Origin of the sequence: Blautia parvula (assembly GCF_020215665.1) — a bacterium.
GTDB classification, from domain to species: Bacteria; Bacillota; Clostridia; order Lachnospirales; family Lachnospiraceae; genus Blautia; species Blautia celeris.
On sequence record NZ_CP084061.1, the window covers coordinates 141,590 to 164,130 of the forward strand.

21 protein-coding genes are annotated in these 22,541 nt (G+C 49.0%); all 21 read left to right on the forward strand.

Features of this window, described 5'->3' with window-relative positions; genetic code table 11:
• Positions 1-201, forward strand: a complete 201-nt coding sequence (locus LC508_RS00805) for a hypothetical protein (RefSeq protein WP_033141196.1) — start codon at positions 1-3, stop codon at positions 199-201.
• Entirely contained in the window at positions 201-914 is a 714-nt protein-coding gene (locus tag LC508_RS00810) for a hypothetical protein (protein WP_103732580.1), read from the forward strand. Before LC508_RS00805 ends, LC508_RS00810 begins: the two co-directional genes overlap by 1 nt.
• Positions 911-3,193, forward strand: a complete 2,283-nt coding sequence (locus LC508_RS00815) for an oxidoreductase (protein ID WP_225305289.1) — start codon at positions 911-913, stop codon at positions 3,191-3,193. Before LC508_RS00810 ends, LC508_RS00815 begins: the two co-directional genes overlap by 4 nt.
• A gap of 179 nt (positions 3,194-3,372) precedes the next feature.
• Positions 3,373-3,753 (forward strand): Asp23/Gls24 family envelope stress response protein, encoded by a 381-nt coding sequence (locus tag LC508_RS00820; RefSeq protein ID WP_018596515.1) that lies wholly within the window; start codon positions 3,373-3,375, stop codon positions 3,751-3,753.
• A gap of 139 nt (positions 3,754-3,892) precedes the next feature.
• On the forward strand, positions 3,893-4,300 hold the full coding sequence (gene nusB / locus LC508_RS00825; RefSeq protein WP_033141193.1) for a transcription antitermination factor NusB: 408 nt from the start codon (positions 3,893-3,895) through the stop codon (positions 4,298-4,300).
• Positions 4,297-5,544, forward strand: a complete 1,248-nt coding sequence (gene xseA, locus LC508_RS00830; protein ID WP_103732524.1) for an exodeoxyribonuclease VII large subunit — start codon at positions 4,297-4,299, stop codon at positions 5,542-5,544. The genes nusB and xseA overlap by 4 nt, the downstream gene beginning before the upstream one ends.
• Positions 5,545-5,695: 151 nt before the next feature.
• A complete protein-coding gene (gene xseB, locus LC508_RS00835) occupies positions 5,696-5,917 on the forward strand; it encodes an exodeoxyribonuclease VII small subunit (RefSeq protein ID WP_018596512.1) in 222 nt (73 codons plus the stop codon).
• Complete coding sequence (locus LC508_RS00840; protein ID WP_103732525.1) at positions 5,907-6,809, forward strand: polyprenyl synthetase family protein; 903 nt, start codon at positions 5,907-5,909, stop codon at positions 6,807-6,809. Before xseB ends, LC508_RS00840 begins: the two co-directional genes overlap by 11 nt.
• 14 nt (positions 6,810-6,823) lie before the next feature.
• Positions 6,824-8,686: a 1-deoxy-D-xylulose-5-phosphate synthase gene (dxs, locus tag LC508_RS00845; RefSeq protein WP_033141190.1), complete on the forward strand. Its 1,863-nt coding sequence runs from the start codon at positions 6,824-6,826 to the stop codon at positions 8,684-8,686.
• Entirely contained in the window at positions 8,683-9,492 is an 810-nt protein-coding gene (locus LC508_RS00850) for a TlyA family RNA methyltransferase (protein ID WP_054352340.1), read from the forward strand. The genes dxs and LC508_RS00850 overlap by 4 nt, the downstream gene beginning before the upstream one ends.
• 4 nt (positions 9,493-9,496) lie before the next feature.
• Complete coding sequence (locus tag LC508_RS00855; protein ID WP_033141188.1) at positions 9,497-10,357, forward strand: NAD(+)/NADH kinase; 861 nt, start codon at positions 9,497-9,499, stop codon at positions 10,355-10,357.
• 38 nt (positions 10,358-10,395) lie between these two features.
• Positions 10,396-10,866 carry an arginine repressor gene (gene argR / locus LC508_RS00860; RefSeq protein ID WP_033141187.1) on the forward strand — a complete coding sequence of 157 codons (471 nt, stop codon included), beginning with the start codon at positions 10,396-10,398 and terminating at the stop codon, positions 10,864-10,866.
• Between the two features lie 5 nt (positions 10,867-10,871).
• Positions 10,872-12,557, forward strand: coding sequence for a DNA repair protein RecN (gene recN, locus LC508_RS00865; RefSeq protein WP_118594149.1), 1,686 nt, complete (start codon positions 10,872-10,874; stop codon positions 12,555-12,557).
• 81 nt (positions 12,558-12,638) lie between these two features.
• Complete coding sequence (gene spoIVB / locus LC508_RS00870) at positions 12,639-13,841, forward strand: SpoIVB peptidase (RefSeq protein WP_103732381.1); 1,203 nt, start codon at positions 12,639-12,641, stop codon at positions 13,839-13,841.
• A gap of 199 nt (positions 13,842-14,040) precedes the next feature.
• The gene (gene spo0A, locus LC508_RS00875; protein WP_033141185.1) at positions 14,041-14,835 is read left to right on the forward strand and encodes a sporulation transcription factor Spo0A; all 795 of its coding nucleotides are present in this window, start codon (positions 14,041-14,043) and stop codon (positions 14,833-14,835) included.
• Positions 14,836-14,983: 148 nt separating this feature from the next.
• On the forward strand, positions 14,984-16,429 hold the full coding sequence (gene glgA, locus LC508_RS00880; RefSeq protein WP_033141221.1) for a glycogen synthase GlgA: 1,446 nt from the start codon (positions 14,984-14,986) through the stop codon (positions 16,427-16,429).
• Positions 16,430-16,556: 127 nt separating this feature from the next.
• Positions 16,557-17,225 (forward strand): response regulator transcription factor, encoded by a 669-nt coding sequence (locus LC508_RS00885; RefSeq protein ID WP_103732382.1) that lies wholly within the window; start codon positions 16,557-16,559, stop codon positions 17,223-17,225.
• Positions 17,222-18,238 (forward strand): sensor histidine kinase, encoded by a 1,017-nt coding sequence (locus LC508_RS00890; protein WP_103732378.1) that lies wholly within the window; start codon positions 17,222-17,224, stop codon positions 18,236-18,238. Before LC508_RS00885 ends, LC508_RS00890 begins: the two co-directional genes overlap by 4 nt.
• 103 nt (positions 18,239-18,341) lie before the next feature.
• Positions 18,342-20,915, forward strand: a complete 2,574-nt coding sequence (locus LC508_RS00895; RefSeq protein WP_103732379.1) for a DsrE/DsrF/DrsH-like family protein — start codon at positions 18,342-18,344, stop codon at positions 20,913-20,915.
• A gap of 258 nt (positions 20,916-21,173) precedes the next feature.
• The gene (locus tag LC508_RS00900; protein ID WP_033141182.1) at positions 21,174-21,620 is read left to right on the forward strand and encodes a GNAT family N-acetyltransferase; all 447 of its coding nucleotides are present in this window, start codon (positions 21,174-21,176) and stop codon (positions 21,618-21,620) included.
• Positions 21,621-21,747: 127 nt separating this feature from the next.
• The gene (locus LC508_RS00905) at positions 21,748-22,497 is read left to right on the forward strand and encodes a GNAT family N-acetyltransferase (protein ID WP_103732380.1); all 750 of its coding nucleotides are present in this window, start codon (positions 21,748-21,750) and stop codon (positions 22,495-22,497) included.
• Positions 22,498-22,541 lie beyond the last annotated feature (44 nt).

Below are 22,541 nucleotides of genomic sequence, written 5' to 3' on the forward strand. Positions count from 1 at the left end.
ATGAAGAAAGAATGCTGTGTAAAGACATGCTGTATCAAAAAGCACGGATGCATCCTGAAAAAGATACTGGCAGTAAGCGGAATCGCAGCCGTCCTGCTTTTCATCATATATATCTTTAACCTGGATGTGAAGCTGATCGGCTTTGTCTATAAGCTGCTTGGCAAACATTACGACGATATGGACAGGGAGAGAAAACTGTAATGGATATACAGGATCAGATCATCCGGGATACCCGTTCTCTGCTGCAGCAGATCCCTGCCGCCTGTTTTCCCTATAATGCACAGGACTGCGCACCCGCCCGGAAGGACAGCCAGGTGCTGCTTCTAAAAGAGACGGCCTTTGAGCTTGGCGGCAGAGAGAAAAAGAGCGCAGCGTATACCTGTGTTTCCTCCACGCCGGGCATAGTGGGGGAAAGCAAAACCCTGCTGTACGGGCCGGATCTTGGGCAGATCAGGGGGCCTCTTTCCTATGCCAGAATCACATTTGCGGAGACGGAGGAGATTGGGGAGGACGACAGGGCGTATCACATCTGTAAGGACATTGACCTGATCAAATACAGTGTCTACCCCGAAGGATTTATGGTAAGAGCCTCCTCTATGGAGGAGCGGGAACAGGTCAGAGTAGGAAAAAAAGCCGTTAAGGAAGGGCTGTCCTTTGCCCGGGTAGGCAGTCTGTATATAAATAAATATCTGGAATACCCCGGTGTAAAAGCTGTGCAGGTACTGTTCATAACCGAGGAGTCAGCAGATATTTTGTCGCTTAAGCGGCTGGCAGAGAAGAATAAAATGATAACAAAAGCACTGAATAAAATCATGGAAAAAGCAGACAAAGAGTGCAGCACCTGCGGATTAAAGGAAATCTGCGATGAGGTGGAAGGGCTTCGGAAACTGCATTTCCAGAACAGAAAGAGGTGACATGTTTGAAAACTGATAAAATCGTTCAGAAGCTGGTAGACAGCTACGGAAGCTGGGTACAGGAGGAGAAGGAAAACTGTCCCGGACACTCTGCTGTCATGAGCAGTAAGCTTTACCCCTACGACGCGATCTTTTCACCTATACGGGTCAACCGCATGACATTGAAAAACAGGGTGGTCATGGCCCCCATGGGCAATCTGAACATGTGTGAGGAGAACGGACGGCCAAATGACAAGATGCTCCAGTATTTTTTTGCCAGGGCAAAAGGAGGGACCGGCCTTCTTACAACCGGCCTGATCCCCATCAGCCACGGGATTGACAATACCGTTACCGAGCCCGGGAAGCTGAGCTTTTTCCCCAGGATCGACAGAAGCCGGACGGTTTTCTCCGGGTGGAGAGATCTGGCTCAGGGAGTACATGCATACGGGAGCCGCATTTTTATCCAGCTCACCCCGGGGCTCGGAAGGGTAGGACCGCCCCAGTGTGTCATCAATGAGATGAAGCTGCCCTGTTCCGCCTCTCTGAACCCTAATTTCTACATTCCGGAGCTTCCCTGTCTGCCGCTGACAGACCTGGCTCTCCATAAAATCATTAAAAACGGCGGCCAGGCCGCCTCCGACGCCAAGACAGCGGGACTTGACGGCGTTTACCTCCACGGCCATGAGGGTTATCTGCTGGATCAGCTCACAAACCCTGCGTTCAACAGGAGAAAAGCAGGGAGATATGCTTACTGGCAGAACTTCGGCCTGGACCTGGTAAGGGAAATCAGAAAACGAGTGGGAGACGCTTATCCTATCATGTACAGGATCGATCTGTCCCTGGCTCTCAATGAGACGTACAAGGAGCGGATGGAGAGCGTAAAATCCCTGAAGAAATTCGGAAACGGAAGAACCATCTACGATACCCTGCGCTACATGGAAAATCTGATAAAAGCCGGCGTGGATATGTTTGACGTGGATCTGGGCTGCTATGACAACTGGTGGCTGCCCCATCCCCCGGCAGGTATGCCGGCAGGCTGTTTTTTGGAAATTTCCAGGATCGCAAAGAAATATTTCAAGACCAGGGAAGTGAAATCCAATGCCGGTCTGGAGGTACCGATCGTGGCAGTGGGGAAACTGGGATACCCGGATTTGGCGGAAAAGGCTTTAAGAGACGGCATGTGCGACCTTGTCATGCTGGGGCGTCCCCTTCTTGCTGACCCGGACTGGTGCAAAAAGGCATATGCCGGGGAGGTGGACCGGATCCGTCCCTGCATCGGATGCCAGGAGGGCTGCATCAACGAGTTTGTGGAGGGCGGCCATCCCCAGTGCGCAGTAAACCCGAGAACCGGCTTTGAGGACGTGATACCGGAGACTCTGCCAAAAGCGGAGAACAAAAAGAAGATCGCAGTTGTGGGAGCCGGCCCATCAGGCATGCAGTTTGCCCTGACCGCATCTGCCCGCGGCCATGAGGTAACCCTGATCGAGCGGGAAAAGGTGCTTGGCGGCAAGGTGGTTCCCGGCAGCAGACCGAAGATAAAATTTGATTTTAAAAACTATCTGGATTACCTCATAAGGGAAGTACGGCTGGCAGAGGAAAAAGGCGGCATTATCCTGCAGACCGGTGTGGAGGCAGACACACAGTGGCTGAAAGAACAGAACTTTGACGCCATTGTCTACAACATCGGAACCACCAGCGTAGTCCCCAGAATCCCCGGCGTGGACCAGGCAGACTGGGTGCAGGCCACAGACCTTCTCTGCGAACCCGAGAAACTGGGAGATGCCAGAAGAACCGTGGTCATCGGCGGCGGCGTTGTGGGATGTGAGACGGCATACTGGCTTAAATACGAAAAGGGCTGCGACGTGACCGTTGTGGAGATGCTCCCCTACATTATGAGCGGCGCCTGCACAGCGAACCGTTACCATCTGATCCATTACATGGAGAAGGCGGGAGTGAAGCTGTTAAACTGTGCAAAAGTCACGGGATTTACTAAGAACAGTGTACAGATAGAAAAGAACATCTCAAAAGGGGTTCCGGACCCCTACAATACCTGGCAGCCACAGCTTCCTGAAAACATTGCCAATCCCCTGGCTAAAAAAATCGGCCCGGAGACAGAGGTACAGGAGCTTCCCGCCGATCTGGTGGTATTTGCCATGGGAGGCAGACCGGATGAGAGTCTGTATCTGGAAGGGCTTCGGATGCATGCAGCCAAAGAGCTTTACAACATCGGAGACAGTTTCGCAGGCGGAAGAGTGTTGGAGGCGGCACGGGCGGCTTATCGTTTGGCACGGGATATTTAGACGATAGGTGGTTGGCAGGGGGGACGGGCTGGCGGGGGAGGCTGTTGTGGTCTTCTGGCAGCCAGCTTCGTTCCCCTTCCGTCCGCCCTCCACCCTGCCACAAAAAAATTTCTCTTTTATTTTCTATAGGAATTTGGTATAATAACAACCAGGAGATTTTCCTATAGGAGGTTGAAACTATGGCGGAAGACAGAAATACGTATAAGATACATGATAACGGTTCGCTTGGTGAAGTGCAGATTGCTGATGAAGTGGTTGCCATCATCGCCGGACTGGCTGCTACAGAAGTTGACGGTGTCGGCTCCATGGCAGGAAATATCACCAATGAACTGGTAGGCAAGCTGGGCATGAAGAACCTTTCCAAGGGCGTCAAAGTGGACGTGCTTGAGGACGTTGTATGTGTGGATTTGGCCCTGAATATTGAATATGGTTTCAATATCCTGGAAACCAGCAAAAAGGTGCAGGAAAGAGTAAAATCTGCGATTGAAAATATGACAGGTCTGAATGTTTCCGATGTGAATGTGCGGATTGCCAGTGTGGAGATGGAAAAGACCAAATAAGGTGTAAAGCCGTTAGAGTACCCTGACAAGTGAAGCACAGCATTTTAGAAATGAAAAAATGAAAAGGTGTCTTTTACAAAAAGGGCACCTTTTCTTTATAGAAGATGGAATGGATTACAAACACAAACGGAGGATAACCATGGGTAGAAGAGAAATGAGGGAGCACATTTTCAAGCTCCTGTTTTTGAGAGAATTTAATCCGTCAGAGGAGATGCCGGAGCAGATTCGGATGTATTTTGAATCTCTGGAGGAACTGACCCCGATGAATGAGGTCTATATGCAGGACAAATACGGAAAGATTCTGGAACATCTCGCTGAGATTGACGAAGTCCTGAATCAGGCATCCTCCGGATGGAAAGTGAGCCGTATGAGCAAGGTGGATGTGAATATTCTGCGTCTTGCGGTCTATGAGATGAAATATGATGAGGATGTGCCTGTGAAGGTGGCGATCAACGAGGCAGTGGAGCTGGCGAAGAAATTCGGCGGCGATGATTCCTCTTCCTTTGTCAACGGTATTTTAGGAAAGATTGCCAAGGAGCTGTCATGAACAGCGTCTACTCCGTAGGCCAGGTGAACACCTACATTAAAAATATGTTCACACAGGACTTCCTTCTAAATAAAATCTATATAAAAGGGGAAGTATCCAATTGTAAATACCACACTTCCGGCCATATTTATTTCTCCCTGAAGGACGAGACAGGAGCCATGGCCTGCGTTATGTTTGCAGGAGCCAGAAAAGGCCTGGCCTTCCAGATGAAGAACGGGGATAAGGTGATCGTGGGCGGCAGTGTGAATGTATACGAAAGAGACGGCAAATACCAGCTCTACGCAAAGGAGATCACCCTGGAAGGGGCCGGCCTTCTGTATGAGCGTTATCTGGCTCTGAAACGTGAGCTGGAGGAGATGGGAATGTTTGCCCAGGATTATAAACAGCCCATACCAAAACACATCCGCACCCTGGGTGTGGTCACAGCTCCAACCGGGGCTGCCGTGCAGGATATCAGGAATGTGGCCGGCAGAAGAAATCCCTATGTGCAGATCATTCTCTACCCTGCCCTTGTACAGGGAGAAGGTGCGAAGGAGAGCATTGTGAAAGGGATTCAGATGCTGGATGACTATGGTGTGGACGTGATGATCGTGGGAAGAGGCGGAGGCTCCATTGAAGATCTGTGGGCCTTTAATGAGGAGGAAGTGGCACGTGCCATTTTCAACTGCAGGACGCCTGTGATCTCAGCCGTAGGGCATGAGACAGATACCACCATTGCGGACTATGTAGCAGATCTGCGGGCTCCCACGCCCTCCGCGGCGGCAGAGCTGGCAGTGGGCGATGTGCGCATGCTGCTGAAGACCTTTGAGGATTACAGGGATAAGCTGTCAAGAAGCGTGGAGAACAGAATTTTACTGCTTCGCCAGCATTTGCGCCTGTATCAGAACAAGCTTAGGTTCTTAAGCCCGGAGAATCAGATTCGGGAAAAACGTCAGCACCTGATGGATTTGGAGGATAAGATGGAGGCTGCCATGAAGAATCAGATCTATATGGCAAGAAGAAGCTTGGACATCTATATTGAGAGGATGAAGGGTCTGTCACCTCTTGAAAAGCTGAATCAGGGATTTTCTTATGTGGAAGATGAAAGACATCATGCGGTGACCAGTATAGAGCATGTGAAGACAGACGATATTCTGCGTATCCAGGTCAGTGACGGCTGCATACTGTCACGAGTGACAGGCGTGCAGGCTGTGAGCAGAAATGACCGTCCCGGCAGTTCCGACAGCGCACAGATGGGACAGTGATTTGAAAACAGACCGGATAGTAAACCGAAAGCAGATGGGACAGTAGGCAGACCGGACAGTGAACCGAAAGCAGGCCGGACAGTAGGCAGACCCGACATCGAACCGAAAGCAGACGTGACAAAGAAGGAAAACGCTAAGAGAGGTGTGACATTTGGCAGCGAAAAAAGAAGCAGAAGAAAAGACGATCGAGGAATCCTTAAAAGAACTGGACACCATTGTGGAAAAGCTGGAGAGCCGGGAGATTTCCCTGGAGGACTCCTTTACCATGTACCAGCAGGGCATGGAGCTTTTAAAACAGTGCAGCAATAAAATTGATACTGTGGAAAAAAAGATGCTCAAGATGAATGAGAATGGTGAATTAAGTGAATTTTAAAGAAGAATTACAAATGAGGACGGAACTGGCGGAACAGGTCATCAGAAAATACCTGCCCCGGGAGTCCGGATTTTCAAAAAAGATGGCTGAGGCGGTGAACTATAGCATGCTGGCAGGCGGAAAGAGACTGCGTCCTGTCTTTATGTATGAGACATACCGCATGTTCGGAGGCACTGAGAAACTGGTGGAACCGTTTATGGCAGCCATGGAGATGGTGCACACACATTCCCTGATCCATGACGACCTGCCGGCCCTTGACAATGACGAGTACCGCAGAGGAAGGAAGACCACACATGTGGTCTACGGGGAATCCGCGGCTATACTGGCAGGGGATGCTTTGCTGAATTATGCCTATGAGACGGCATTTACCGCGTTTGATATGGAAAGCGCGCGCGGGGAAGGCAGACAGGCAGAGATCGCCCGGGCCCTTCAGATCCTGGGAAGGAAAACAGGCATTCACGGAATGCTGGGCGGTCAGGGCGTGGACGTGGAAAATGACGGAAAACCTCTTTCCAGGGAAATGCTTGATTACATTTATGAGAACAAGACTTCAGCCCTGATCGAGTGTGCCATGATGATAGGCGCCGTGCTGGCAGGGGCATCCGGGGAAGAGACAGAAAAAATAGAACAGGCAGCAAGCCGTATCGGCATTGCCTTCCAGATCCAGGATGATATACTGGATGTGACAGGCAGCTCAAAGGAGCTTGGAAAAGCTGTGGGCAGCGACGAGAAAAACCATAAAACCACATACGTGACCCTGGAAGGAATCGAAAAAGCGGGAGAGAAGGTCAGGATTCTGACAGATGAAGCCATCGGGCTTCTGCAGGAGCTTCCCGGAGAAAAAGAATTTCTCACAGAATTGCTGATCTCACTTTGCACCCGCAGAAAATAGAGGTGCAGTAAGAAATGCTGTTAGAGCAGATAGAAAAAGAAAATGATATCAAGAAGATCCCGCCTGAGAATTTCCCGCAGCTTGCACAGGAGATCAGGGAATTTCTGCTGGAACATCTGAGCAGAACAGGGGGACATCTGGCTTCCAATCTGGGAGCTGTGGAGCTTACCATGGCTCTGCACTATGTCTTTGACCTGCCCAAGGATAAGATCATCTGGGATGTGGGGCATCAGTCCTATACCCATAAAATCCTGACCGGGCGGAAGGAAGGCTTTGATGAACTTAGAAAATTCGGCGGACTGAGCGGTTTCCCCAAAAGGTCGGAGAGCTCATGTGACGCTTATGATACAGGACACAGCTCCACTTCCATTTCCGCAGGGGTGGGCTATGTCAGCGCGCGTGATCTGAAAAAAGAGGATTACCGGGTGGTCTCCGTGATTGGGGACGGTGCCCTGACAGGCGGCCTGGCCTACGAAGCACTCAACAACGCGGCGCAGTTAAAAAAGAATTTTATCATTGTCTTAAATGACAATAAAATGTCCATTTCCGAGAATGTGGGCGGCATCTCCCAGTACCTGAGCAATCTGCGCACAGCGGAATCCTACACAGGGCTCAAGACAGAGGTGAAGCGCACGCTGAACAAGGTGCCGGGGATCGGCCCTGCCATGGTGCAGAGGATACACAAGACAAAGGACAGTATCAAACAACTGATCATTCCCGGTATGTTCTTTGAAGATATGGGCATCAAATATCTGGGACCCATCAGCGGCCACGACTGCGGGCGTATGATCCAGGTACTCAATGAGGCCAGGAAAGTGGAGGGGCCGGTGCTGGTCCATGTGCTCACGGAAAAAGGCAGGGGATACGAGCCTGCCATGCGGCATCCCGCCAGATTCCACGGCACAGCGGCATTTGACCTGGAACACGGAATTCCCCTTGCCAACAGCGGGAAGGCCAACTACACGGATATTTTTTCCACAGTCATGAGGAAATTCGGCGACAGGGAGGAACGCGTGGTAGCAGTCACAGCGGCCATGCCGGACGGAACAGGGCTGAAACGGTTCCGCAATATGTTCCCGGAACGTTTTTTTGATGTGGGCATTGCCGAGGAACACGCCGTGACCTTTGCGGCAGGCCTTGCCCTGGGGGGATTGATTCCCGTGGTGGCGATTTATTCCACTTTTCTGCAGAGGGCAGTGGACCAGGTGATCGAGGATGTGTGCCTCCAGAATCTGCATGTGATATTCGCAGTGGACCGGGCAGGCATTGTGGGAAGCGATGGGGAGACCCATCAGGGCTGTTTTGACTTATCTTATCTGTCCATGATTCCCAACATGACCGTGATGGCTCCGAAAAACAAATGGGAGCTTTCCGATATGATGAAATTCGCGGTGCGCTACAGCGGCCCTATCGCAGTGCGCTATCCCCGCGGGGAAGCCTATGACGGCCTGGAAGAGTACAGGGAGCCTATGGTGTACGGGAAAAGTGAGCTGATCTATAAAGGGCGCGACATTGCGCTGGTGCCTGTGGGCAGCATGGTCAGGACAGCAGAGGAAGTTTACAATATGCTGAAAGAGGAGGGCAAAGACCCCACTCTGGTAAATGCCAGGTTTGTGAAGCCTCTGGATACCAGGATGCTGGATAGCCTGGCAAAGGCCCATAAAGTGCTGGTGACCATGGAGGAGAATGTGAAATCCGGAGGTTTCGGAAGTGCTGTGCTCTCCTATATGCATGAGAACCATCCTGAGGTAAGGGTGGAGATTGTGGCCATTCCGGACGCATTCATTTCCCACGGCAATCCGGAAGTGCTGAAAAAAGAAGCGGGCATGGATGCTCTGTCAGTATACAAGAAAATCAAGGAGGCATACGAAGGATGAAAGAGCGTCTGGATGTGATGCTGGTTAAACAGGGGCTTGCGCCTTCCAGGGAGAAGGCTAAGGCTATAATTATGTCAGGCAATGTCTATGTGGACAACCAGAAAGAGGATAAGGCGGGCTCTATGTTCGCCGATACCGTGAAGATAGAGGTAAGGGGCAGTACCCTTAAGTATGTAAGCCGTGGCGGGCTGAAGCTTGAAAAGGCTATGGAGCGCTTCGGTGTAACTCTGGAAGGCAAAGTGTGCATGGATGTGGGCTCCTCCACAGGAGGGTTTACGGACTGCATGCTGCAGAACGGAGCTGTGAAAGTCTATGCCATTGATGTGGGGCACGGACAGCTTGACTGGAAGCTCAGAAATGATGCGCGTGTGGTCTGCATGGAGCGTACCAATATCCGCTATGTGGTGCCGGAGGATTTGGGGGAGAGAGCCGGATTTTCGTCCATAGACGTATCCTTTATCTCCCTGACAAAAGTGCTTCTGCCTGTGCGGGAGCTGCTGCTGGAAGGCGGCGAGATCGTCTGCCTGATCAAGCCCCAGTTTGAGGCGGGGAGAGAAAAGGTGGGGAAAAAAGGCGTGGTCCGTGACCCGGGAGTACATGAGGAAGTCATTGAAAAAGTGATGGCATATGCAAAGAGCATCGGATTTGCCGCCCTGCACCTGGACTTTTCACCAATCAAAGGGCCCGAAGGTAATATTGAGTACCTGTTGCACTTAAAGAAAAAAGATGGAGAAGAGCCAGCAGAAGATGCCGCTCTGGATGTTCATACAGTGGTAAGCGAGGCGCACAAAGAGCTGGACAAATAGACAAATGGAAAAATTTTTTATCATAGCCAACTGTGAAAAAGACGAAGGACTGAAAATTTCCAGAAAAGCGGAGGCCTATCTCAAAAGCAAAGGAAAAATGTGTACCATCGGGGCAGAGAAATCCTGCGAAAGAGATGCCGACAACCATTACACGGACGCGTCTGCCATACCGGAAGGGGTGGAGTGCGTCATTGTCCTGGGCGGGGACGGCACACTGCTCCACGCGGCCAGGGATGTGGTGGACCGGCAGATTCCCCTGCTGGGCATTAACCTGGGAACCCTGGGATATCTGGCGGAGATTGACCATTCAAATATTGAGTCAGCCCTGAACCACCTGATGCTGGATGAATATACCATTGAAAAACGCATGATGCTCAGCGGCAGGGTATTCCATCAGGGAGAGCTTATGGCCAGGGACGTGGCACTCAATGATATCGTCATCGGAAGAGAAGGACCTCTTCGCGTCACACGGTTTCATAATTTTGTAAACGGGGAATTTCTGAATTCCTACACAGCAGACGGCATTATCATTTCCACGGCAACAGGTTCCACAGGATACAGCCTCTCCGCAGGAGGGCCTATCGTATCCCCGGAGACGAATATTCTGATCATGACACCGGTAGCGCCGCATACCCTGAATACGAGAAGCGTGATCTTCCCGGCGGATGATGAGATCACCGTGGAGATCGGTGAGGGCAGGCAGAAGGGTATGGCCCGGGCAGTGGCATCTTTTGACGGGGATACCAATGTGACCATGACCACAGGAGACAGGATTGTCATCAGACGCTCCGTCAGGGATACCCAGATCGTGAAGATCAGCAACATCAGCTTTCTGGAAGTGCTGCGGCGGAAGATGAAGAACTGACAATGGCTTGAATCGAAATTTCACACAAGGAGGGAACCATGAAGATTGCCAGACATTCAAAAATCATAGATTTGATCAACCAGTATGACATTGAGACACAGGAAGAACTGGCTGCAAAACTGCAGGAGGCCGGCTTTGCGGTAACGCAGGCCACCGTTTCACGCGATATCCGGGAGCTGAAGCTGATGAAGATCGCCAAGCCGGACGGCGGCTCCAGGTACACCGTTATGGGGCAGCGTGACAGCCAGAACAGCGAGAAGTACATAAGGGTTTTGAAAGATGCCTTTCTATCCATGGAGATGGCACAGAATATTCTGGTGATCAAAACGGTTTCCGGTATGGCAAATGCAGCAGGTGCAGCCCTGGACAACATGAACTACAGTGAAGTGGTGGGCTGCATCGCAGGGGATGACACCATTGCCTGCATCAACAGAAGTACAGATGACACGATCATCCTGATGGATAAAATTAAAAAAATAATCAATGCTTATGAAGAGAGTACAAGGTAGAGAGTATGCTGGTACATTTACATGTAAAAAATCTGGCGCTGATCGATGAGATAGAAGTGGACTTTGCGGAAGGCCTGAATATCCTTACAGGTGAGACAGGCGCAGGTAAATCCGTACTCATCGGCTCTGTCAATCTGGCGCTGGGACAGAAGGCTTCCAGAGAAATGATCCGGGAAGGCGCCGAATTTGCTTTTGTGGAGCTGGTCTTTGAAGTGAATGAAAAAACAGCGGCACATTTGAAGGCCATGGATATTTTTCCTGAAGATGGGCAGATTATTATCAGCAGGAAAATTACCGGGAGCAGAAGTATCTGCAAAATTAACGGTGAGACCTGCACCGTGTCCGCTGTGAAGGAAGCAGCGTCCTATCTGCTTGATATCCACGGACAGCATGAACACCAGTCCTTATTATATCCGGAAAAACAAATGGATATTCTGGATGCATACGGCAGAGAGGATATTCTTCCCTGCAGGGAACAGGTGAGCAGACTTTACAGAGAATATGCAGATATGAAAAAAGAACTTTCCACCTACCAGCTTGACGAGGAACAACGGAAGCGGGAGATGGACTTTCTTGCATTTGAGATTGGTGAGATAGAAGATGCCCAGTTAAAGGAAGGCGAGGATGAAACTCTGGAGACAGAGTACCGCCGCCTGATCAATGGCAAAAAGATCACGGAAGCGTTAAATGAGATCCATGAGCAGACCGGATATGAGAGGGATGGAAGCGCCGACCGAATCGGAAGATCTGTGCGGCGTCTTGCCCAGGTGACAGAATTTGATGAGAACCTGTCCGGGCTGTACGCGTCACTGAGTGATGTGGATGCACTTCTGAGCGATTTTAACAGGGAACTGTCCTCCTATTTGAATGATTTTTCTTTTTCCCAGGAAGAGTTTCTGCAGCTTGAGGAGAGGCTGAACCTGATCAACCACCTGAAGGCAAAATATGGAAGGACCATCCGGGATATCCTCTCTTATAAAGAAGAGAAAGAAAAAGAACTGGAACGTCTCCAGAACTTTGAGCTTTACAGGGAACGGCTGAAAAAAGAGCTGTCCGTGAAAGCGGAGGCACTCACCGGGAAAAGCGATGTCCTGACCAAAGCCAGAAAGACCTGGGCAGGGAAGCTGGAGCGTGAGATCACCCAGGCACTGAAGGATTTGAATTTTCTGGAAGTGGTATTTCGTATCGACTTTGCAAGAAAGGAAGCTTTTGGAGAAAACGGTGTGGACCGTATCTGCTTTATGATCTCCACCAATCCGGGCGAACCGGTGAAGGATCTGACAAAAGTGGTATCCGGCGGTGAGCTGTCCAGAATCATGCTTGCCATCAAGACTATTCTGGCTGACAAGGATGAGAAGGAGACCCTGATCTTCGATGAGATCGACACAGGAATCAGCGGCAGGACAGCCTGGAAGGTGTCTGAGAAGATGGCAGTCATCGGCAGGCAGCATCAGGTGCTCTGCATCACCCATCTGCCCCAGATCGCGGCCCAGGCGGATTTCCATTTCCTTATTGAAAAAAATGTGGAAAATAAGGGGACGCGGACCAGGATATTGAAGCTTGGAAAGCAGGACTCCGTAAGAGAACTGGCAAGGATGCTGGGCGGTGACAGGATCACAGACGCCGTATTATCCAATGCTTCCGAAATGAAAGATTTGGCACGTCAACAAAAAAATACAAGATTGAAATAGATGAATCATCACATACTAAAAAGGGTACACAAGAGTGTATCCTTTTTTCTTTTTAAAAAAATTATGAAAGGATGTGATTTTTTGTCGAAAAAGCGTAATTATCGGCGCCTTCTTTTCGTATTCTTAATAGCAGATATTATTGCAGCCGGCACAATGGGATATAAGGAGGTTAAAGACTCCATACCGGACACCCTGTATGTCCGTTCAGGAAATGAGGATGGGATCAGCAAAATGCTGGATAATCCCCTGGTCACTTACCCGGAAACCCTGAACGTGGCAGACAGCGGCACCTACCGGATTCCCTGCAGCCTGCTTGGAGTAGTTCCGCTTAAGGATGTGAAAGTGGAGACTGTGGAGGAGAAATGGGTATCTGTGTGCGGCATGCCCATAGGCCTCTATATGGACACACAGGGAGTTTTGATCGTGGATACAGGGGAAATCATTGGCAGCGATGGAATTCCCTGTGAGCCGGCCGCTAACATTGCCAAATCAGGAGATTACATCCTGCAGGTTGACGGAGAAGCTGTCAATTCCAAAAAAGATCTGATCTCAAGGATCCATGACTGCGGCGGAAAGCCTGTCACCCTTCTTGTAAAGCGCGGCGAGGAGGAAGTTCCCATCTCCATCGACCCGGTCATGGGGGAGGATCAGGAGTATAAACTGGGCATCTGGGTCAGGGACAATACCCAGGGTATCGGCACCCTCACTTATGTGGAGGAGGATGGAAGCTATGGTGCGCTGGGCCATGGGATCAGCGATACGGATACAGGTGAGCTTCTTGATATAGCCGGCGGGGAACTGTATCAGGCACAGATCGTATCTGTCTTAAAAGGGACAAAGGGAAATCCGGGGGAACTCTCGGGCTATATTGATTATGATGACAGCAAAAGGATCGGCACCATTGACAGCAACACGCAAAAGGGTATATTCGGTTCTGTGGGCGATGGCTGCATGTATAAGCTTCCGCTTACTTCCATGGAGGTGGGCTACAAACAGGAGGTGGAGACAGGGGAAGCCCAGATACTGGCAGAACTGGAAGGTGAGGTAAAGGCTTACCAGGTAAATATCACGGATATTTACAGGGACCAGGCGGACACGAACAAAGCTTTTGCCATACAGGTGACAGATCCGGAGCTGCTTGCGGCAACAGGCGGGATCGTGCAGGGCATGAGCGGAAGTCCTATTGTACAGAACGGAAAACTGATCGGCGCTGTGACACATGTTTTTGTACAGGATTCTACCAAAGGCTACGGCATTTTTATTGAAAAAATGCTGGAGGATTAGGCGAAAAAATATCTGCAAAATCAGGTTAGATGTCGAAAAAATGATGAATGTGGCAGAATACGGTGAAAGTTGTAAGATGATTTAGCTTGATTATGAAAACAACTGATAATATAATACAAGTAGTCTTCAGAAATGACGATTCAACAGGGCGCCCGTCATTTACTGAAGAAAAAGAGCAACATGACATGGAGGACGAGTTATGGAAAAGTTAAATGTCGCTATAGCAGATGATAATGAGAAAATGTTGGATTTACTGGGGAATCTCATCAATGAAGATAAAGAGCTGGAATTGGTAGGTCATGCCAACAATGGCGCCGATATATACGATATAATCAGAGAAAAAGAACCTGACGTAGTACTTTTAGATATCATAATGCCGAAAGTGGACGGATTGAGCGTGATGGAACGTGTCGGAAGGGACGGCAATCTGAAAAAACATCCCGCTTTTATCGTGGTATCCGCTGTCGGACAGGAGCAGATCACAGAAGATGCCTTTAATCTGGGGGCAAATTATTATATTATGAAACCGTTTGACAACAAGATGCTTCTGTCCCGCATCAAGCATATCAGGCAGTCCAGGGACACGAGAGTGAAGGAACTGCGCAAAGTCAATGCATATGAGGATAAGGGTACTTATTTCGAGAGAAATCTGGAAGCAGATGTGACCAACATCATCCACGAGATTGGTGTTCCTGCACACATCAAGGGCTATCAGTATCTGAGAGATGCGATCATACTCTCTGTCAATGACATGGAAATGCTCAATTCTATTACGAAGATCTTATATCCAACCATAGCAAAAAAACACCAGACAACACCCAGCCGCGTAGAACGGGCAATCCGCCACGCCATTGAAGTGGCATGGAGCAGAGGAAAGATGGATACCATCGACGAGCTGTTTGGCTATACCGTAAGTACAGGAAAAGGCAAACCCACCAATTCGGAATTTATTGCCTTAATTGCAGATAAAATCAGATTAGAATACAAGAAATAAAAATCACCGCCAAAAAAGCACTTTTCATTGCACTGAAAATAGGGTATAATCATTATAATAGGCAGGTTGAGATACTGTCTAAAATATGCAGGCATGGCAGACTTGGGAGGTTTGTGAGGAAGGTGCCTGGCTGAAGGAGGGTATTTCAGTGAAGAAGATATTGTTTGTGGCTTCAGAGGCCGTACCGTTTATTAAAACAGGAGGGCTGGCAGATGTTGTCGGCGCGCTGCCCAAGTGCTTTGATAAGAATTATTTTGATGTGCGGGTGATTATCCCCAAATACATGTGCATGAAGGAAGAGTTCAAGAACCAGCTTCAGTATGTTACACATTTTTATATGGACATAGGCTACCGCAGAGAATATGTGGGCATCATGCAGATGGAATATGACGGTGTTCAGTTCTATTTCATTGATAACGAATACTATTTTTCAGGATACCAGCCATATGGTGATATCCGTTTTGACATTGAGAAATTTGCGTTTTTCTCAAAAGCCGCACTGTCCATCCTGCCTGTAATTGATTTCAGGCCTGATGTGATCCACTGCCATGACTGGCAGACAGGACTGGTACCGGTTTACTTAAAGGACAGGTTCCAGGAAGGTGCCTTTTATCAGGGTATTAAGACAATCATGACCATACATAACCTGAAATTCCAGGGTACCTGGGATATTAAGACGATCCGAGAACTGACCGGACTTCCGGCATATTATTTTACCCCTGACAAGCTGGAGTCATTCAAGGACGGCAACCTCTTAAAAGGCGGACTGGTGTATGCGGATGCCATTACAACTGTGAGTAATACCTATGCAGAAGAGATTAAGACTGAATTTTACGGAGAAAAACTGGACGGACTGCTTCGCGCCCGCGCCCATGACCTGCGCGGTATCGTAAATGGAATTGACTATGATGAATACAACCCCGAAACTGACCGTATGATCGCGAAGAACTACAATGCGAAGACGTTCCGCAAAGAAAAAATAAAGAACAAGACAGCTCTGCAGAGCGAACTGGGATTGAACCAGGATCCGAAGGCTATGATGATTGGTATTGTGTCACGTCTGACAGACCAGAAGGGCCTTGATTTGATCGCTTATGTAATGGATGAGCTGTGCCAGGATGCGATCCAGCTTGTAGTGCTGGGCACTGGTGAAGAACGATACGAGAATATGTTCCGCCATTTCGCATGGAAATATCAAGGCAAGGTGTCCGCCAATATTTTCTATGACAATGCGTTATCTCACAGAATCTATGCATCATGTGATGCGTTCCTGATGCCGTCACTGTTTGAGCCATGCGGCCTGAGTCAGTTGATGAGCCTTCGTTACGGAACCATTCCCATTGTGCGTGAGACTGGCGGTTTGAAAGACACAGTAGAACCATACAATGAATTTGAAAGTACAGGAACAGGCTTCAGCTTTACGAACTACAATGCTCATGAGATGCTGAGTACGATTCGCTATGCAGAGTCTGTATACTACGATAGGAAGCGCGAGTGGAACAAACTGATCGACCGCGCAATGGCCAAGGATTATTCCTGGTCCAATTCTGCGAACCAGTATGAAGAAATGTACAACTGGCTGATTGGATCATGACAGGAAGGATTCTTGTAAAAAGCTGAGAGTGAACCGGATGCGGCAGAGGCTGCGTCCGGTTTTCTGGTTGTGCAGCCGCGCAGAGAAAAGATCACTTACCCGGCTGCAGAAGAAAGAAGGGATAGATATGAAAGTTCTTTTGACGGAAGACGATGACAAACTGCGCACAGAGCTGGCGCTGTTTTTTAAAATGCACGGATATGATACCGGGGAGATCACGGATTACAAAAATGCAGTGGAGGAGATCTGCCGTGCAGGGGGCGATATTCTGCTTTTAGACCTCTCCCTGCCGGACGCAGACGGAAAATACATCTGTAAGGAGCTGAGAAAACGTCTGGCGATTCCCATTGTCATCATAACCAGCCAGAATACGGAGATGAATGAGCTTCTGTGTCTTAATTACGGGGCAGATGATTTTATAGCGAAGCCGTTTAATCCCCAGATCCTTTTGGCCCATGTGGAGGCAGTGCTGAAGAGAAGCCAGGGAAGCCTGCAAGAGACAGAGGAGATATCCTGCGGTGACTTTATTCTGGATATTTCCCGGAGCGTGGCAAAAGCAGGGGAGCAGGAGGCGGACCTGACGAAAAATGAGAGCAGGATACTGTACTGCCTTGCGAAAAACAGGGGAAAGATCGTGTCCAGGGATGTGATCATCAATGATCTGTGGGACAGTGAACTGTTTGTAGATGACAATACCCTGACTGTGAATATCACAAGGCTTCGGGCAAAACTGGAATCTATCGGACGAAAGGGCGTGATCCATACCAAGAGAGGGCAGGGGTATCTGTTAGAATGAATCTGAGAGAATATATAAAGGAGCGATGGCTGCAGTTTATTATGCTGCTGGCAGTTCTCACGGTGGTGATCCTTTTCGGTGTGCTGGTCATGATACCGAACTTTTACCTGCTGCTGGTAGGGGTCTCTTTTGTCAGCATCTGGTTCGCGGTGTGGTGCACGGATTATATGAGAAAACGCCGTTTTTACAGGACAGTGGAAAATCATCTGGCACATCTTGACCAGAAATACCTGCTTCCCGAGCTGCTGGAATGCCCGGGTTTTCTGGAAGGGAAATTCATGTATGAAACCCTGCAGGAAATGGCGGAATCCATGAACTGGCGGGTGGGAGAGTACAGACGCAAAAGCGATGAGTACAAGGAATACATTGAACTGTGGGTTCATGAGGTGAAGCTCCCCATAGCCACCGGGAAAATGATTCTGGAAAACAACAGGGACAGCTGCAGTGAAAGCCTTTCGGAGGAGCTGGACAAGATCGATGACTTTGCAGAGCAGGCACTTTTTTACGCCAGAAGCAATTACGTGGAAAAGGACTATATACTGAAAAAGCTGAATCTGGAGGAGCTGGCACGCGAGGTTATACGCAAAAACAAGAAAGCACTTATAGGCGGAAAATTCTCCATAGCCCTGCATGACCTGAATGTATGTGTGTATTCTGACAGTAAGTGGCTGGCCTTTATTCTGAACCAGATCCTGGCAAACAGCATCAAATACCGGAAGGAAGACAGCGCGGGAATCGAGTGGTATGCTGCTGCCGAAAAGGAAAAAGTCATCCTGTGCATGAAGGACAAGGGCATCGGTATTCCGGTCATGGATGCAGGCCGTGTTTTTGACAAGGGTTTTACCGGCTCCAATGGCCGTTTTGGCAAAAAGTCCACGGGTATAGGCCTCTACCTGTGTAGAAAACTCTGTGAGAAAATGGGACACAAAATCTACCTGACATCCAGGGAAGGGGAAGGCTGTGAAGTCTTTATTGAATTTCCAAAAGGCAGTATGACCGGATTTCTGGAGTGATCCCTTCTGCCTATGTGACTCTGTTACGGAAAACCCATCCGAATCTGTGTATGATAGTGGCAATGAGAAAACAGACCAACCACAAAAAAGGAGTGTTTCAGATATGCCAAAAAAGACAGTGATAATCGGAGGCGTAGCAGGAGGAGCCACAGCAGCGGCCAGACTGCGCAGAAGAGATGAGAATATGGAGATTGTTGTTCTGGAAAAAGGAGACTATATATCCTTTGCCAACTGCGGCCTTCCCTACTATATCGGGGATGTGATAAAGAGCAGAGATGCCCTTCTTCTCCAGACACCGGAGGCCATGAAGAAAAAATTCAATATTGATGTCCGCACAAAAGCAGAGGCAGCCGCCATTGATCCGAAGGAGCACAAAGTCCTGGTACGCAGCCTTTCCACCGGAGAGGAATACGAGGAAACCTACGACAGCCTTATCCTTGCCACCGGTTCCTCTCCCTTAAAACCGCCTATCCCCGGCATTGACGGGCAGGGTATTTTCACCCTCTGGAATATTCCGGATACGGACAATATAAAGCATTACATGGAACAGCATCATCCGGGCAGGGCGGCCGTGATCGGCGGAGGCTTTATCGGCCTTGAGATGGCGGAAAATCTGCACAGGGCAGGTCTTGACGTGACGATCATAGAGATGCAGAATCAGGTCATGGCGCCTCTTGACTACGAAATGGCGCAGCTTCTCCACGAAAACATCCGCATGAACAACACCAGGCTGATCCTGGAGGACGGTGTCGACCACTTTGAGACACAAAACGGCAGTACAAAAATCCATCTGAAAAGCGGCAGAATCGTGGAGGCTGAGCTGGTTCTCCTCTCCATCGGCGTAAGGCCCAACAGTGCACTTGCAAAAGACGCAGGCCTTGCCTTAAATGCCCGTGGAGGCATTCAGGTCGATGCCTGTCTCAGGACTTCCGAACCGGATATCTATGCAGTAGGTGATGTCATAGAAGTCAACCATCTGGTGACCGGTGAGAAAACCATGATTCCCCTTGCAGGACCTGCCAACAAGCAGGCCAGAATCTGCGCGGACAACATTACGGGCAGCCAAAAAACATACGAGGGTTCCATGGGAACCTCTGTTGCCCAGGTCTTTGACCGGACCGCAGCTGCAGTGGGTCTGAACGAAAAAGCCCTTCTGGCATCCGGCAGGAAAAAGGGAACAGATTATGAGACTGTTGTCATCAACCAGAAATCCCATGCCGGCTACTATCCCCAGGCTACACCCATCACTCTGAAGCTTCTCTTTGACAAAGAGGGAAAGATACTGGGGGCCCAGGCAGTAGGCCAGGATAAAGTGGATAAAAGGATAGATACCATAGCCACGGTCATGAGCATGAAGGGAACCACAGAGAATCTTGCAAAACTGGAACTGGCCTATGCCCCGCCCTTTTCCTCAGCCAAGGATCCTGTCAATATGCTGGGCTTTGTGGCGGAGAATATTCGGAACAACATGGTATCCTTTGTCACCCCCGCGGAGCTGGATCTGCTTCTGCAGGCAGAGCATGAGGGCGTTACCGTCCTGGATGTTACAGAGGAGGCTGAACGCATGGTATTTTCCATTCCCGGTTCTGTCCACATGCCTCTCGGCACCCTGCGGAGCCGTCTCAGGGAGCTGAATCCGGATAAGAGGATTGTAGCGTATTGTTCCATAGGCGTGCGTTCCTACAATGCGGCCCGCATCCTTATGCAGAGCGGATTTCAAAAGGTAAGTGTACTGGCCGGCGGTACATCCTTCTACAAAACATATCACCACACTGCATCCGGTGAGACACCGCCGGTTTTTACTTCCGCTGAAAAAAGCCCTGCGGCGCCGGAGCCTGCCAAAGACTCACCGCAGAAGCTTCAGATTCTGGACTGCAGCGGCCTTCAGTGCCCCGGTCCCATCATGAAAGTAAATGAGACCCTGAAGAAGATGCCCGAAGGCTCCAGACTTCAGGTGTCCGCCACAGACATGGGATTTGCCCGGGATATAGACGCCTGGTGCCGGAGAACCGGCAACACTCTATTGTCCACAGAACGCCAGGGCAGGGAAAACATTGTGACTATTCAAAAAGGCACTGCATCCTCCTCAGCTGTAGATGCAGCCTCCTGTCCGTCCCACAACCGGGATGATTTGAGCGCAGCCTCCTGCCCGTCCCACAACCGGGATGATTTGAGCGCAGCCTCCTGGCCGTCCCATGACCGGGATGATCAGGGAAAGACAATTATCGTCTTCGACGGTGATTTAGACAAAGTTCTGGCCTCCTTCATCATAGCCAACGGCGCTGCTGCCATGGGCCGCCCGGTCACCATGTTCTTTACCTTCTGGGGCCTGAACGCTCTTAGAAAACCGGAAAAAGTCCATGTCAAAAAGCCTTTTATTGAGAAAATGTTCGGTTTCATGATGCCCCGGGGCACCACAAAACTGAAGCTTTCCAAAATGAACATGATGGGCATGGGCACCAAAATGATGAAAAAAGTCATGAAATCCAAAAATGTCTCCTCTCTGGAAGAACTCATCAGGCAGGCCCAGGAAAACGGCGTAAAGCTGGTAGCCTGCACCATGTCCATGGATGTCATGGGCATTACCCCGGAGGAACTCATAGACGGCGTAGAACTGGCCGGTGTAGCCTCCTACCTGGGCGACGCGGAGCAGTCCAACGTAAATCTGTTTGTATAAGCAAAACGTCCGGCATCTGTTTTTTACAGAGCCGGGCGTTTCTCTTTGTCCTCCGGAATCACCTGAATTTGGCGTGCGGGAATCCTGAGCTTCAGCAGAATATTTTTACATACAAGAACAGAAAGTATGTTCGAAAAACATTGTCATACTCCTGCTAATCCTGTATACTATAACTAAATTCAGCCCTGAAAAAGCAGCACCAATCCATTTCAAAAATTTTTGGGGCAGCTACTAATATGAACAAAGGACGGTGTTTTGATGATTATTACAAAAGCTACAAAAGAGGACTTATCAGAAATTCTACAACTGCAATATTTGTCTTATCAAAGCGAGGCAAAACTATTAAATAATTTTGATATTCCGCCACTAAAGCAGACATTACAAGAGGTTCAAAACGAATATGATAATGGGACAATATTAAAAGTTCTTGATGATAATAACAGAATTATCGGTTCAGTACGTGGCTATATAGAAAATGGTACTCTATACATTGGAAAATTATTCGTACACCCATTTTGGCAAGGAAAAGGGATAGGCACAAAATTATTAAAAGAAATTGAACACACTTGTCCACATAACCGATGTGAATTGTTTACAAGTTCAAAAAGTGCAAAAAATTTACAGCTGTATGAACAGGTTGGATATGAAATTTTTAAACAACAGGAAGTTTCGAATGAACTTACTTTTATATACTTAGAAAAATAGACAACAATGGAGGATGAATCGTCTGCCTGTTAAATTATTGTGTTATTTTACGGCACATGAGTTTAAGACGCATGATATAAGAATAATGTTGACCGGAAAACCGATAGATATATAAGCGAGGATAAATATGAATAAAAATTTTATTAACCTGACAACCGAAAACCTTCCCGCTGAGCATTTATGCTGCATCATCCGCAGCAAAAAGCCCCATCCCGGCGTTGAGGCAAAGCGGCAATGGCTTTCTTACCGCCTGAAAGAGGGCCATGTCTTCAGAAAATTAAACGAAAAAGCAGTGGTCTTCATAGAATACGCTCCTCTGGAAACCGCCTGGGTCCCCATAACCGGCTATAATTACTATTATATATACTGCCTGTGGGTCACGGGTGCCCACAAAGGAAACGGTTACGGCAGATTACTGATGGAATACTGCATAGCCGACGCCAAAGCAAAGGGAAAGTCCGGCATCTGCATGCTCGGCTCCAAAAAACAAAAAGCCTGGCTTTCCGACCAGGCATTTGCCAAAAAGTTCGGCTTTGAAGTTGTCGACACCACAGACTCCGGCTACGACCTTCTTGCCCTCTCCTTCGACGGAACCACCCCTCAATTTACCAAAAGCGCCAAAGCCCAAACAATCGAGAACAAAATCCTCACCATCTACTACGACCATCAATGCCCCTACACCTACCAAACCATAGAAACCATAAAAAAATACTGCGAATCCACCAATACCCCCTCCGCCTTCATCCAGGTAGACACACTACAAAAAGCAAAAACCCTCCCCTGTGTATTCAACAACTGGGCCATATTCTACAAAGGAAACTTTGAAACCGTAAATCTTGCAGACCTCAACACCATAAAACGAATCCTAAACAAATAAAAATAATTTTTCTGCATAAAGAAAAAGAAGCTTCCACGGTTTTA